The sequence below is a fragment of the Variovorax sp. GW823-FHT04F07 genome (genome assembly GCF_058795995.1).
The window spans coordinates 704,267-718,651 of the sequence record NZ_JBXAIG010000002.1; the positions used below are offsets into that span (position 1 = coordinate 704,267).

Consider the following 14,385-nt stretch of genomic DNA (forward strand, 5'->3'; position numbering starts at 1 on the left):
TTCAGACTCCGGGGTTCTCCGGCGGATGCGCTTTCACGCCATCCGCCTCATTGAAATCCCGATGCGACGGCCAGCCATGCGCTGGCCGTTGCCGCTTGTGTCGCCATGAAAACCCTGTCTCCCGCACCCCGCTTTCGCACCACGCTTTTCTCTTCCCTCGCGCTCGGCGCGGCCCTGCTGACCGCGTGCGGCGGCGGCTCCGGCGGCGGTGCGCCGTTCGCCGGCCTGCCCATCGCACCGCCGGCCCCTGCACCGGCGCCCTCGCCCGCCACGCCACCACCGGCCGCGCCGGCCGGCCGCTGGACCGTGGGCGACCTGCATGTCCACACCATCCAGTCGGAAGACACGCAGCAGATTTCCACGCTCGACCAGGTGCTCGCCAAGGCCTTCGACACCTTCGGCCTCGACTGGGTCGCGCTGTCGGACCACCTGCGCATGTCTTCCTATGACAACGACGGCCGCAAGCTGGACCCGGCGATCCCGTTCTCGCGAGGCATGGCCCTCTATCAGGTGCCGCGCATCAAGGCACTGCAGGCCGGCGGCAAGTACGCCGACAAGACGATCTTTGCGTCCTTCGAGTGGGACATGGCCACGCACGACCACGGCAACGTCGGCATCCTGACCGACAGCCCCATGTCCGACGCGGCACTCAAGGCCGTGAGCCAGTTCGAATACCTGTTCACCAACCGCGACCCCGCGCTGTTCCCCGCCGCCGACGTCGCGGCCTGGAACGCCAAGGACGCGCGCGCTTTCACCACGCACGACGACGTGCTCAAGGCCATTGCGTGGCTCAAGAAGAACTACCCCGACTCCAGCTACCTGCAGATCAACCACCCCTCGCGCAACCCCGGCAAGTACACAGCCGCCCAGCTGCGCGAGATGAACGATGCCGCGCCCGACATCGTGTTCTCGCTCGAAGGCATGGTCGGCAACCAGATGGAGCCTGACCGCGGCGGCTACAACAGCGCCTACACGCCAGCCAACCTGCCCTCGCGCACCTACGGCGGCGTCGACTACCTCGTCGCCAAACTCGGCGGCACCTGGGACGCGCTGCTGTCCGAAGGCCGCCGCATCTGGAACACGGCCGACTCCGACTACCACTTCACCACCTCGCAAGGCCTGTACAGCAGCGGCTACGCGCCCGGCGAGTACGCCAGGAACCACCTCTGGGGCGACATCAAGGACCCGAAGTCGCTGCTTACCGCGATGCGCTCGGGCAAGCTCTTCGCGGTCAACGGCGGCCTGATCGACGCGCTCGACTTCAAGGTGCAAAGCGCCAAGGGCGCGGGCGAGATGGGCACCGAAGTGAGCGCCAAACCCGGCGAAGACCTGAAGATCACCATTCGCTTCAAGAGCCCCGAGCGCAACAACTTCGAGTACCAGCTCGGCAGCGGCGTGTACGCCAACGTGAAGCCGGTGGTCGACCACATCGACCTCATCGCAGGCGACGTCACCGGCCGCGAACTCCCGGGCACGCCCGGCTACGCGCGCGACATCAACCCGACGACCCGCGTGGTCAAGCGCTTCACCCGCGCCGACTGGACGCTCGATGCCGAAGGCTACTTCGCGGTGAGCTACATCGTGAAGGCCGGCAACAACCAGTACTTCCGCCTGCGAGGCACCAACCTGGGCACCGACGTGCCGAACGAAACGGCAGGCGGCGAGCCGCTGTTCGATGCACGCACGCCCACGCCGGCCGGCGACGACCCGGTCACGCGCTTCAACGCGATCAATGCGCGCAACTACAACGACCTGTGGTTCTATTCGAATCCGGTGTTTGTGAAGGTGGCGGCGCAGTAGGCGGCGCCCTCGCCCCCGGCCTCCAAGGCGCCATGTCCCTCGCGGGGCATGGCGCTTTTTCTTTGCCCCGACCCGCCTCGCATCAGGGAATCTACGGATATATGATTCCCCGCATGGTCTTGATTGGGTTCAATTTTTGTATACAAATAACGAACCCATAAAGACGGCGCGAAATTTGCGTCAAAAAGTCCCTCATCCCAACCAAGTACGAGGAAAGACCATGAGCACAGTCGCCAGCCATGCCCCCGCCGGGGCCAGCGAAGCCGGCATCGCGCCGCACGCGGAATCGAACGCCCTCATCAAGCCGGGCTACGACCCGCGCCTGACCAACGAGGACCTCGCCCCGCTCAAGAAGCAGACCTGGGGGCAATACAACATCTTTGCGTTCTGGATGTCCGACGTGCACAGCGTGGGCGGCTACATCACGGCCGGCAGCCTGTTCGCGCTGGGCCTGTCGAGCTGGCAGGTGCTGGTGGCGCTGCTGGTGGGCATCGTCATCGTGCAGATCTTCTGCAACCTGGTGGCCAAGCCCAGCCAGGTGACGGGCGTGCCCTACCCCGTGGTGTGCCGCGCCTCCTTCGGCGTGCTGGGCGCCAACATCCCGGCCATCATCCGCGGGCTGATCGCGGTGGCCTGGTACGGCGTGCAGACCTACCTGGCGTCGGCCGCCTTCATGGTGCTGGCGCTGCACATGGCGCCGGGCCTGGCGCCGTATGCCGACGTGGCGCAGTACGGCTTCGTCGGCCTCTCGGCCCTGGGCTGGGTGGCGTTCATGGTCATGTGGGTGCTGCAGGCCTTCGTGTTCTGGCACGGTATGGAAGCGATTCGCAAGTTCATCGACTGGGCCGGCCCGGCGGTGTACGTGGTGATGGCCGTGCTGTGCGGCTGGCTGGTGTGGAAGGCCGGCTGGAGCAACATCGACCTGAACCTGGGCGGCATCAAGTTCCAGGGCTGGGACGCGCTGCCGGTGATGCTCTCGGCCATCGCGCTGGTGGTGAGCTACTTCAGCGGCCCGATGCTCAACTTCGGCGACTTCTCGCGCTACGGCAAGAGCTTCGACGCAGTGAAGAAGGGCAACTTCTGGGGCCTGCCCATCAACTTCGTGTTCTTCTCGCTGCTCACCGTGATCACCACGGCGGCCACGCTGCCCGTTTTTGGTGAACTGATCACCGACCCGGTGCACACCGTGGGCAAGATCGACAGCACCACGGCCGTGGTGCTGGGCGCGCTGACCTTCATGATCGCGACCATCGGCATCAACATCGTGGCCAACTTCGTGTCACCGGCCTTCGACTTCTCGAACGTGGCGCCGCAGCACATCAGCTGGCGCACGGGCGGCATGATCGCCGCGGTGGGTTCGGTGTTTCTCACGCCCTGGAACCTTTACAACAGCCCCGAGGTCATTCACTACACGCTGGACGTGCTGGGCTCGTTCATCGGGCCGCTGTTCGGCATCCTGATTGCCGACTACTACATCGTGCGCAAGCAGCGCATCGACGTCGACGCGCTCTACACGATGAGCCCGAAGGGCGAGTACTGGTACAGCGGCGGCTACAACCCGAAGGCGATCCAGGCGCTGGTGCCCTCGGCCCTCGTGCCCATCCTGTGCGTGATGGTGCCGACGCTGCGCGGCGCCGCCAACTACGCGTGGTTCATCGGCATGGGCCTGGGCTTCATCCTGTACGTACTGCTGAACCGCAACAACAAGACTTGAAACTGTAGAGAGTAAGAAAGGGACCGCGCCGTGCGCATCAAGATCATCAACCCCAACACCACCTGGAGCATGACCGAGAAGATCGGTGCCTGCGCCCGCGCGGTGGCGCACGCCGGCACCGAAATCGTGGCCGTGAGCCCGGCCATGGGGCCGGTCTCCATCGAGAGCCACTACGACGAGGCGCTGGCCGTGCCGGGGTTGCTGCAGGAGATCGCCGCGGGCGAGCGCGACGGCATCGACGGCTACGTGATCGCCTGCTTCGGCGACCCGGGCCTGAAGGCGGCGCGCGAGCTGGCGCGCGGCCCGGTGGTCGGCATCGCCGAAGCGGCGATGCACCTGGCCAGCATGATCGGCAGCCGCTTCAGCGTGGTGACCACGCTGGGACGCACCATGGGCCAGGCCTGGCACCTGGCCGAGATCTACGGCATGGAGCGCTTCTGCGCCAACGTGCGCGCCTGCGAGCTGCCGGTGCTCGAACTGGAAGAGCCGGGCTCCAACGCCCGCGAGCGCATCGTCGACGAATGCCGGCGCGCGCTGGAAGAAGACGGCGCCGACTGCATCGTGCTCGGCTGCGCCGGCATGACCGACCTGTGCGCGCACATCGAGCAGGTGCTCGGCGTGCCGGTGATCGACGGCGTGGCCGCGGGCACCAAACTCATCGAATCGCTGGTGGCGCTGAAGCTGCGCACCAGCAAGCGCGGCGAGCTGGCAAGGCCCTTGCCCAAGCCCATGATCGGCGCGCTCGAAGGCTTCACCCTCACGCGCTGAGCCACAATCGACGGATGCCCCGCGCCAGTTCCAAAACCTCCGTCCCTTCCGCCGCCCCCGTTGCCGCACCGGCCGAGAACGGCGCGGCGCCGGCCGACAAGAACAGTTCCATCGAAAGCATCGCCAACGACATCGCCACCGCGATCGTCGAGAAGCGCCTGCCGCCGGGCACCTGGCTGCGCGAAGAGGCGCTGGGCCGCGTCTACTCGGTGAGCCGCACCAAGGTGCGCGCGGCCCTCTTGATGCTGTCGAAGGACAAGCTCATCGAGATGATTCCCGACAAGGGCGCCTTTGTCTGCCAGCCCACGGTGGACGAGGCGCGCGAGGTGTTCGCGGTGCGCCGCATCCTCGAGCGCGAGGTGGTGCGCCTGTTCATCGCCAACGCCCGGCCACGCGACTACCAGACGCTCGAGCAGCACATCAAGTTCGAACGCACCGCGCTGCGCCAGAGCACCACCATGGGCACGGTGCGCGAGAAATTGCTGGGCGACTTTCACGTGGCGCTGGCCGAAGCCACCGGCAACCACACGCTGGCCGAGATGGTGCGCGAACTGGTGGCACGCAGCTCGCTGATCGCGATGCTGTACCACTCGTCGAACGACCCGCACTGCTCGTCCGACGAGCACTCCGACTTCCTGCGCCTGTGCCGCAAGGGCGACGTGGAAGCGGCCGTGACCTGCATGATCGAGCACCTCGAACGCATCGAGGCCAGCCTCGAACTGGGCACCGAGAAGCCCGACCGCCAGCTCGATCTGGTGAAGGCGCTGCTGGCCTGAACCTGCGTCGCTGACGCACCCCACTCCCAACACCTGAGAGCCGGCCGAGCCGCCGGATGCCCCGGCGCGCGCCTCCCACAGCGCTTCTTCGCCGGATTCGGGTTTACCTGAATCCGGATTGCCGCATAAATTGTATACAGTTTCGCGTACACAACTGGTGTGCGCGACGGCTCTGCGACGCGCATCACTGCTCCGTTCCCCTCGCCGCGCCAGGAGACAACGATGACGGCAGATTCCCTTTCCAGCAATGTCCATCCCGTGGACCAGCGCCTGCCTTCGGGCAAGCTCGCGGCCCTCGGCCTGCAGCACGTGCTCGTGATGTATGCGGGCGCCGTCGCGGTGCCGCTCATCGTGGGCCGTGCGCTCAAGCTCTCGCCCGACGAGGTCGCGCTGCTGATCTCGGCCGACCTGTTCTGCTGCGGCATCGCCACGCTGATCCAGGCACTGGGCGCCACGCAGTGGTTCGGCATCAAGCTGCCCGTGATGATGGGCGTGACCTTCGCCTCGGTGGCGCCCATGGTCGCCATCGCCAACGCCAACCCCGGGCAGAACGGAGCGCAGCTGCTGTTCGGCGCCATCATCGGCGCGGGGGTGATATCGATACTGATCGCGCCGCTGGTGAGCCGCATGCTGCGGTTCTTTCCGCCCGTGGTGACGGGCACGATCATCGCGGTCATCGGCATCAGCCTGATGCGCGTGGGCATCAACTGGATCTTCGGCAACCCTGTGGGCCCGACGGCGCCCGCGCTGGTCGACCCGGTGTACGCCAAGTGGCTGGCCGAGGTCACCTCGCCGGGCAGCTCGATTCCTGCGGTGCCCAAGGGCTTCGCGATCATGCCGACCGTGCCCAACCCCAAGTACGCCGATCTGTCGGGCTTCGGCGTGGCCGCACTGGTGCTGGTGTCGATCCTCCTGATCGTGAAGTACGCCAAGGGCTTCATCGCCAACATCTCGGTGCTGCTGGGCATCGTGATCGGCGCGGTGGTGGCCTCGCTCACCGGCCTCATGACCTACGAGAAGGTCGGCAAGGCCGCCTGGGTCGACGTCGTGCTGCCCTTCCACTTCGGCATGCCGCTGTTCGACCCCATCCTGATCCTCACGATGACGCTCATCATGATCGTCGTGATGATCGAATCGACCGGCATGTTCCTCGCGCTCGGCGAAATGACCGACCGCAAGATCAGCCAGCAGGACCTGGCCAAGGGCCTGCGCACCGACGGCCTGGGCACGCTCATCGGCGGCATCTTCAACACCTTCCCGTACACCAGCTTCTCGCAGAACGTGGGCCTGGTGGCCGTCACCGGCATCAAGAGCCGTTATGTGTGCGTGGCCGGCGGCGTGATCCTGATCGTGCTGGGCCTGCTGCCGAAGATGGCCGCGCTGGTCGAGTCGCTGCCCACCGTGGTGCTCGGCGGCGCGGGCCTCGTGATGTTCGGCATGGTGGCCGCCACCGGCATCCGCATCCTGTCGGGCGTGGACTTCAAGACCAACCGCCACAACGCGATGATCGTCGCCGTGGCCATCGGCGTCGGCATGATTCCGCTGATCGCCCCCAACTTCAAGCAGTGGATGCCGCACTCGATCCACTCGCTGATCGAGTCGGGCATCCTGCTGGCGTCGATCACCGCCGTGCTGCTGAACCTGTTCCTCAACGGTGCGAAGCACGACGAAGAAGCGGTGATCGCGGCGGCCAAGCACGCCGACGCGCACTGATGAACTAGATCATCGCCAACGGCGTCTTGCGCTTCGGCACCGGATAGATCCGGTCCAGCGCCGCCAGGGTCGTCGCATCGAGCTGCAGCTCGGCGGCGGCCCTGTTTTCTTTCAGGTGCGCGCTGCGCACCGCCTTCGGAATCGCCGCCACGCCGGGGCGCGCGATGACCGCGGCCAGCGCCAGTTGCGCGGCGCTCACGCCGAGGTCGGCCGCCAACGTGCCCAATGCCTCGTCGCCCGCCAGCGCACCCTGGTCGATCGGGCTGTAGGCCATCAGCGGCACGCCGCGTTTGCGCTGCCAAGGCAGCAGGTCGAACTCGGGGCCGCGCTCGCCGAGCGACAGGTACACCTGGTTGGCCGCACAGGCCGGGCCGGTGCCCACGACCTGCGCCAGCTCCTGCATGTCGTCGGTGTCGAAGTTGCTCACGCCCCAATGGGCGATGCGACCGGCCGCGACCAGTTCGTGCATCGCCTCGACCGTGTGCGCCAGCGGGTGGTTGCCGCGCCAGTGCAGCAGGTACAGGTCGATGCGCTCCAGCCCGAGCCGCGCCAGGCTGCGCTCGCAAGCCTGGCCCGTGCCGCGGCGGCTGGCGTTGTGCGGGTAGACCTTGCTGACGATGAAGAGCGCGTCGCGTTGCACGTCGCCCGCGCGCAGCGCCTCGGCCACGGCCTGGCCGACCACGGTCTCGGCGCCGCCTTCGCCGTACATCTCGGCCGTGTCGATCAGGCGGTAGCCCAGGCCGATGGCCTCGCGCACCGCGGCCACCTCGGCCGCGCGGCGGGTGGCGTCTTCGCCCATGCGCCAGGTGCCGAGACCGAGAACCGGCATCTCGCCGCCGGTGGGGAGTGGAAATGTTCGCATGGGCACGATGGTACGCAGGCCCTTTGGGCGGGTGCCCGGATGCGGGTTTTCCGCCCCCGGTGCCTTCTAATTTTTCGAAGCTCAAGTCAGTTCGATGACCATCAATTGCTTATCTTCCGCCGTGTTCTGGCGTTTTGGCCTTCGCTTTTTGTCAATGCCTGGTGGGTGCCAACCCCCATCGCGCGCGCCCCACCCGCTCCTAGAATTTTTTGACGGCCCGGTGTCACAAGCGTCGGCGCTCTTATCGAAACGGTTCAGGAACAGGTTGAGTCAATGCAGCAGAAGCAAAAGCACAGGATTGCCGTCATTCCCGGAGACGGCATCGGCGTCGAAGTCATGCCCGAGGGCCTTCGCGTGCTCGACGCGGTCAGTCGGCGCTTCGGCATCGATTTCGCGTACGACCATTTCGACTGGGGTTCCGACCACTACGTGCGCACCGGCCTGATGATGCCGGCCGACTGGGCCGACAAGATCCAGGGCCACGACGCCATCTACTTCGGTGCCGTGGGCGATCCCGCCAAGGTGCCCGACCACATCGCCGTGTGGGGCCTGCTCATCAAGATCCGCCGCGACTTCGACCAGTACGTCAACCTGCGCCCCGTGCGCCTGATGCCCGGTGTGCCCGGCCCGCTGGCGCACCGCAAGCCGGGCGACATCGACTTCCTCGTCGTGCGCGAGAACACCGAGGGCGAATACACCTCGGTGGGCGGGCGCCTGTTCGAAGGCACGCCGCGCGAGATGGCGATCCAGGAAGCCGTGTTCACCCGCGTGGGCGTGGACCGCATCATCGACTACGCGTTCCAGCTCGCCAACCGCCGCAAGCGCAAGAACCTGGTGGCCGCCACCAAGTCGAACGGCATCTCCATCACCATGCCCTACTGGGACGAGCGCCTGGCCGAGATCGCCACGCGCTACCCCGACGTGGCCACCAGCAAGTACCACATCGACATCCTGTGCGCGCACTTCGTGCAGCACCCCGACTGGTTCGACGTGGTCGTGGCTTCCAACCTGTTCGGCGACATCCTTTCCGACCTGGGCCCGGCCTGCACCGGCACCATCGGCATCGCGCCCAGCGCCAACCTGAACCCGGAGCGCAAGTTCCCCTCGCTGTTCGAACCCGTGCACGGCTCGGCGCCCGACATCGCGGGCAAGGGCATCGCCAACCCCATCGGCCAGATCTGGTCGGCCGCGCTCATGCTCGACCACCTGGGCGACAACGACCCCGTGTACGCACAGGCCTCGGCGGCCGTGCTCTCGGCGATCGAGACGGTGCTGAGCGAAGGTCCGCGCACGCGCGACATGGGCGGCACCGCCAACACGGTGGACGTGGGCCGCGCGATTGCCGAGTGCATCGCTTCGGCATGACGCCGCCCGGCCTTCCTTGTCGCGTTGGACAAAACGCGCTGCGCCCCGGTGCCCAGGGCACTGGGTGCTTCCCGCAGCGAAACCAAGGAGGAGGCCGAAGGCCGGGGGACATTCGCGGAGGGAAGTACCCGGTGGCCTGGGCACACGCCCTGAACAGCGACAAAAAACGGAGCCACTGAACCATGGGCCTGTTCCTGCTCAAGCGCACCTTGACGCTCATCGGCACGCTGATCGGCGCGTCCGTCATCGTGTTCCTGGTGCTCGAAATTCTCCCCGGCAATGCCGCGCAGATGCTCATGGGCCCCGACGCCTCGCCCGACGCCGTCGCCGCCCTGGCCACCAAGCTCGGCCTGGACCAACCCGCGTGGACGCGCTACTGGCACTGGATCGGCGGCCTGCTCACCGGCAACCTCGGAGACAGCTACGCCTACAGCTCGCCCGTCGTCGACCTGATCCTCGAGCGCCTGGCCCTCACCGTGCCGCTGGCCGTGATGGCGATGGCCTTCACCGTCGTCATTGCATTGCTGGTCGGCGTGACGGCTGCGGCGCGCCACAACAAGCTCGGCGACGTCGGCCTCATGGGCATGGCCCAGGTCGGCATCGCCATCCCCAACTTCTGGTTCGCGATCCTGCTGATCCTGGTGTTCTCGGTGCAGCTGCAGTGGTTCTCCGCCGGGGGTTTTGAAGGCTGGGGTGAAGGCATCCTGGCTGGATTGAAGTCGCTGCTGCTGCCGGCACTGTCGCTGGCCGTGGTGCAGGCCGCGATCCTCGCGCGCATTACGCGCTCGGCCGTGCTCGAGGTGATGCGCGAAGACTTCGTTCGCACCGCACGCGCCAAGGGCGTGTCCCAGCGCATGGTGCTGTGGACCCACGTGCTGCGCAACGCGATGATCCCCGTGATCACCGTCATGGGCATGCAGTTCTCCGAGTTGCTGGCCGGCACCATCGTGGTGGAGAACGTGTTCTACCTGCCCGGGCTGGGGCGCCTGATCTTCCAGGCCATCAGCAACCGCGACCTGATCGTGGTGCGCAACTGCGTGATGCTGCTCGCGGCGATGGTCGTCATCGTGAACTTCGTGGTCGACGTGCTCTATGCCGTCATCGACCCGCGCATCAAGGCGAGCGACATATGAGCGCCATCCTCTCCCCTTCCGTGCCCGCATCCGCCGCGCCCCTCGCGCCGGGCTTCTGGCGCCGCGCGGTCAAGCACCGCAGCTTCGTCATCGGCGGCGTGTTCGCGTTGCTGCTGTTGCTGGCGGCTCTGATCTCTTTCGTCTGGACGCCCTGGTCGCCCTATGCGATGGACATGGCCAACAAGATGCAGGGCCCCTCGGCCACGCACTGGCTCGGCACCGATGCCTTCGGGCGCGACGTGGCCTCGCTGCTGCTGGTGGGTGCGCGTGCGTCCATCCTCGTCGGGGTGATCGCCGTGGGCATCGGCCTCGTGGTCGGCACGGCGCTGGGCCTGCTGGCTGCCGCAAGACGCGGCTGGGTCGAAGAGGCGGTGATGCGCCTGTCGGACTTCACGCTCGCCTTCCCCGCGATCCTGTCGGCCATCATGATGACGGCCGTGTTCGGCGCCGGCATCGTCAACGCGATCATCGCGATCGGCATCTACAACATCCCGACGTTTGCGCGCATCACGCGCGCCTCGGCCAACGCGATCTGGTCGCGCGAGTACGTGGCTGCTGCACGCGCCTGCGGCAAGGGATCGTTCGCGATCACGATGCAGCACGTGCTGCCGAACATCTCGGCCGTGCTGATCGTGCAGATCACCATCCGCTTCGCCATCGCGATCCTGGCCGAGGCCGCCCTCTCCTACCTCGGCCTCGGCACGCAGCCGCCGCAGCCTTCGTGGGGCCGTATGCTCAGCGAAGCCCAGACCCTCATGTTCCAGCAACCGCTGCTGGCCGTCTTCCCCGGCATGGCCATCGCCTTCGCGGTGCTCGGCCTGAACCTGCTGGGCGACGGTCTGCGCGACCTGCTCGATCCGCGCCTGGCCCGCGCAAGGTAGACCGCCATGCCCCTCCTCGAAGTCAACGACCTCCACATCGGCCTGCAGACACAGCGCGGCCCCGCCGAAGCCGTGCGCGGTATTTCCTTCTCGCTGGAGCGCGGCGAAACGCTGGGCATCGTCGGCGAGTCGGGCTGCGGCAAGTCGATCACCGTCATGTCGCTCATGGGCCTGCTGCCGTCCACCGCCAAGGTCACGGGCAGCATCAAGCTCGACGGCCAGGAACTCGTCGGCCTGCCCGAAAAGCAGATGTGCCAGCTGCGCGGCAACCGCATCGGCATGATCTTCCAGGAGCCGATGACGGCGCTGAACCCCGTGCACACCATCGCGCGCCAGGTCGGCGAGCCGCTGATGCTGCACCGCGGCCTCACCAAGGCGCAGGCGCGCAAGGAAGCGCTCGACCTGCTCGACCGCGTCGGCATTCCCGATGCCGCCTCGCGCCTCGACGCCTACCCGCACCAGTTCTCCGGCGGCCAACGCCAGCGCATCGGCATCGCGATGGCGCTGGCCTGCGGCCCCGACCTGCTGATCGCCGACGAGCCCACCACCGCGCTCGACGTGACGATCCAGAAGCAGGTGCTGGACCTGATCCAGGGCCTGGTCGCCGAAATGGGCATGGCGTTGATCCTCATCTCGCACGACCTCGGCGTGATCGCCAGCAGCGTGCAGCGCATGCTCGTGATGTACGGCGGCAGCGCGGTGGAAAGCGGCCCGACCGAGACGGTCTTTGCCGACCGCGCCCACCCCTACACGCGCGGCCTGTTCGCCGCGCGCCCCGCGCTCGGCGCCGTGCGCGCGGGCCGGCTGCCCACCATCCGCGGCAGCGTGCCCGAGCTGGTCGACATTCCGCGCGGCTGCGGCTTCGCGGGCCGCTGCGACTTCACGACCGACGCTTGCCACACCACGAAACCGCCGGTGGCGCGCCAACCCAACGGCCATGCGGTGAGCTGCCTGCACCTCGACGCCGTCGCCGCGCACGCCACGCTGGCCGCCGCATGAGCACCCTGATGACTTCAACGTCTTCTGCCCCCACCCCGCTGCTGCAGGTGACCGACCTCGTCCGGCACTACGCATTGCCGCGCGAAAAGCTTTTCGGCCCGCCGCCCACCGTGAAGGCGCTCAACGGCGTGAGCTTCGACGTGCAAGCCGGCAAGAGCGTGGGCATCGTCGGCGAATCGGGCTCGGGCAAGTCCACCATCGCGCGCCTCGTGATGGCGCTGGACACGCCCACCTCGGGCAGCGTCGCACTCGGAGGCCGTAACCTGCACACGCTCTCGAAGGCCGAGCTGCGCACCGCGCGGCGCGACTTCCAGATGGTGTTCCAGGACCCGTATGGCTCGCTCGATCCGCGCCAGACCGTCGCGCGCATCGTCGCCGAGCCGCTCGAAGCGCTGGCCGAAACGCGCCGCGCCGAGCAGCGCGAACGCGCCGCCGAAGCCCTCGCCGCCGTCGGCCTGCGCACCACCGACCTCGACAAGTACCCGCACGAGTTCTCCGGCGGCCAGCGCCAGCGCATCGCGATCGCGCGCGCGCTCATCACGCGCCCCAAGCTCATCGTGGCCGACGAGCCCGTGAGCGCACTCGACGTGTCCGTGCAGGCCCAGGTGCTCAACCTCATGCAGGACCTGCAGCAGCAGTTCGGCATCAGCTACCTGCTCATCAGCCACGACCTCGCGGTGGTCAACCACCTGTGCGACGAGGTGTGCGTGGTGTTCAAGGGCCAGATCGTGGAACGCGGCCAGCCCGCCGAACTTTTTGCCCACGCGCAACACCCATACACACGCACCTTGCTGTCGGCCGTGCTGCACACGCCATCGCGGTAGGCCCGAACGGGTCGAACCGGCAGCCTCTTTTTTCTTCCAGGAGAACCCCCGAATGTTGAAGCGACGCACCCTCATGGGCACCGCCATCGCCGCCGCGATCCCCGGCGCCTTCCCGCTGTTCGCGCAGGCCCAGACCGGCAAGAACATGCTGACCATCGGCATGCCGCTGGAACCGCCGGGCCTGGACCCGACCACCGCCGCCGCCTCGGCCATTGCCGAGATCGCGCACTACAACATCTTCGAGACGCTGACCAAGATCAACGCCGACGGCAGCGCCACGCCGCTCCTGGCCGAGAGCTGGACCGTGTCGCCCGACCTGAAGACCCACACCTTCAAGCTGCGCAAGGGCGTGAAGTTCGAGAACGGCGAGGCCTTCGATGCCGCCGCCGTCAAGTTCAGCTTCGAGCGCGCGGCCGGCGAGAAGAGCACCAACAAGGACAAGCGCTTCTTCAGCGAGATCAGCCTGAAGACGCCCGACGCCGACACGGTGGTCATCACCACCGCGCAGCCCAACCCCGACCTGCTGTTCATGCTCGGCCAGGCCACCGCCTGCATCGTCGAGCCCAAGAGCGCCGACACCAACGCCACCAAGCCCGTGGGCACCGGCCCCTACAAGCTGGACAGCTGGCAGCGCGGCTCGGCCTGTTCGCTGGTGAAGTCACCGACGTACCGCAACCCGGCGCTGGCCAAGGTCAACAAGTTCGTCTTCAAGTTCATGTCCGACTCGGCCGCGCAGACCGCGGCGCTGATGGCCGGCGACATCGACATCTTCCCGCGCGCCGGCACGCGCAGCGTGGGCCAGTTCCGCGCCAACCCGCGCTTCCGCGTGCTCGAAGTGGGCACGCGCAGCAAGGTGATCCTGGCCATCAACAACAAGCGCAAGCCGCTGGACGACGTGCGCGTGCGCCGCGCCATCCTGGCGGCGGTGGACCGCAACGTGGTGATCCAGGGCGCGGCCGACGGCTTCGGCAAGGCCATCGGCAGCCACTACCCGATCGGCGCGCCGGGCTATGTCGACACCACCGGCATCAACCCCTTCGACATCGCCAAGGCGAAGAAGCTGCTGGCCGACGCGGGCGTGAAGACGCCGCTGGAGCTGCGCATGACGCTGCCGCCGCCTTCGTACGCACGCCAGGGCGGCGAGGTGATCGCGGCCCAGCTCGCGGCCATCGGCATCCACGTGAAGATCCAGAACGTCGAGTGGGCCCAGTGGCTCAGCGGCACCTTCGGCGGCGGGCACGACTTCGACCTGAGCATCGTGGCGCACGTCGAACCCTTCGACCTCGTGAAGTACACCGAGCCCGACTACTACTGGGGCTACGACTCGAAGAAGTTCCGCGACCTGTACGCCTCGGTGCAGAGCGAGCCCGACGAGAAGAAGCGCAACGCGCTGCTCGGCGAAGCGCAGAAGATGCTCGCGAACGATGCCGTCAACGGCTTCCTGTTCCAGGCCGTGTTCCCCACGGTCGCGCGCAAGGAAGTGAAGGGCCTGTGGCCGAACATGCCGATCGTCGCGAACGACCTGGCTGCCATTTCGTGGGGTTGATGCG

At 67.2% G+C, this 14,385-nt stretch carries 12 protein-coding genes; 11 read left to right on the forward strand and 1 reads right to left on the reverse strand.

What is annotated here, in order from left to right; all coding sequences use genetic code 11:
• Positions 1–105: 105 nt before the first annotated feature.
• From AC1RAA_RS12460 to AC1RAA_RS12480, 5 genes are all read left to right on the forward strand, one after another.
• Entirely contained in the window at positions 106–1,800 is a 1,695-nt protein-coding gene (locus AC1RAA_RS12460) for a CehA/McbA family metallohydrolase domain-containing protein (protein ID WP_492729031.1), read from the forward strand.
• A gap of 220 nt (positions 1,801–2,020) precedes the next feature.
• Positions 2,021–3,514, forward strand: coding sequence for an NCS1 family nucleobase:cation symporter-1 (locus AC1RAA_RS12465; protein WP_492729029.1), 1,494 nt, complete (start codon positions 2,021–2,023; stop codon positions 3,512–3,514).
• A 30-nt stretch (positions 3,515–3,544) separates the two neighbouring features.
• Positions 3,545–4,282 (forward strand): aspartate/glutamate racemase family protein, encoded by a 738-nt coding sequence (locus AC1RAA_RS12470; RefSeq protein ID WP_159274479.1) that lies wholly within the window; start codon positions 3,545–3,547, stop codon positions 4,280–4,282.
• A 14-nt stretch (positions 4,283–4,296) separates the two neighbouring features.
• Positions 4,297–5,058: a GntR family transcriptional regulator gene (locus AC1RAA_RS12475; RefSeq protein ID WP_095744177.1), complete on the forward strand. Its 762-nt coding sequence runs from the start codon at positions 4,297–4,299 to the stop codon at positions 5,056–5,058.
• A gap of 222 nt (positions 5,059–5,280) precedes the next feature.
• On the forward strand, positions 5,281–6,771 hold the full coding sequence (locus AC1RAA_RS12480) for a nucleobase:cation symporter-2 family protein (RefSeq protein ID WP_070061682.1): 1,491 nt from the start codon (positions 5,281–5,283) through the stop codon (positions 6,769–6,771).
• Between the two features lie 4 nt (positions 6,772–6,775).
• Here the strand turns inward: AC1RAA_RS12480 and AC1RAA_RS12485 are convergent, their stop codons facing one another.
• Entirely contained in the window at positions 6,776–7,633 is an 858-nt protein-coding gene (locus tag AC1RAA_RS12485; protein ID WP_492729026.1) for an aldo/keto reductase, read from the reverse strand.
• 273 nt (positions 7,634–7,906) lie between these two features.
• Between AC1RAA_RS12485 and AC1RAA_RS12490 the strand changes: the two genes are divergently transcribed.
• The 6 genes from AC1RAA_RS12490 to AC1RAA_RS12515 all read left to right on the forward strand — a co-directional run bounded on the left by AC1RAA_RS12490 (position 7,907) and on the right by AC1RAA_RS12515 (position 14,381).
• The gene (locus AC1RAA_RS12490; RefSeq protein WP_070061680.1) at positions 7,907–8,998 is read left to right on the forward strand and encodes a tartrate dehydrogenase; all 1,092 of its coding nucleotides are present in this window, start codon (positions 7,907–7,909) and stop codon (positions 8,996–8,998) included.
• 182 nt (positions 8,999–9,180) lie between these two features.
• Positions 9,181–10,131, forward strand: a complete 951-nt coding sequence (locus AC1RAA_RS12495) for an ABC transporter permease (protein WP_492729024.1) — start codon at positions 9,181–9,183, stop codon at positions 10,129–10,131.
• Complete coding sequence (locus AC1RAA_RS12500) at positions 10,128–11,012, forward strand: ABC transporter permease (RefSeq protein ID WP_159274476.1); 885 nt, start codon at positions 10,128–10,130, stop codon at positions 11,010–11,012. The genes AC1RAA_RS12495 and AC1RAA_RS12500 overlap by 4 nt, the downstream gene beginning before the upstream one ends.
• A 6-nt stretch (positions 11,013–11,018) precedes the next feature.
• On the forward strand, positions 11,019–12,011 hold the full coding sequence (locus AC1RAA_RS12505; protein ID WP_070061677.1) for an ABC transporter ATP-binding protein: 993 nt from the start codon (positions 11,019–11,021) through the stop codon (positions 12,009–12,011).
• Positions 12,008–12,835 carry an ATP-binding cassette domain-containing protein gene (locus AC1RAA_RS12510; protein WP_492729022.1) on the forward strand — a complete coding sequence of 276 codons (828 nt, stop codon included), beginning with the start codon at positions 12,008–12,010 and terminating at the stop codon, positions 12,833–12,835. The genes AC1RAA_RS12505 and AC1RAA_RS12510 overlap by 4 nt, the downstream gene beginning before the upstream one ends.
• Positions 12,836–12,887: 52 nt before the next feature.
• Positions 12,888–14,381: an ABC transporter substrate-binding protein gene (locus tag AC1RAA_RS12515; RefSeq protein WP_492729020.1), complete on the forward strand. Its 1,494-nt coding sequence runs from the start codon at positions 12,888–12,890 to the stop codon at positions 14,379–14,381.
• Positions 14,382–14,385: the final 4 nt, after the last annotated feature.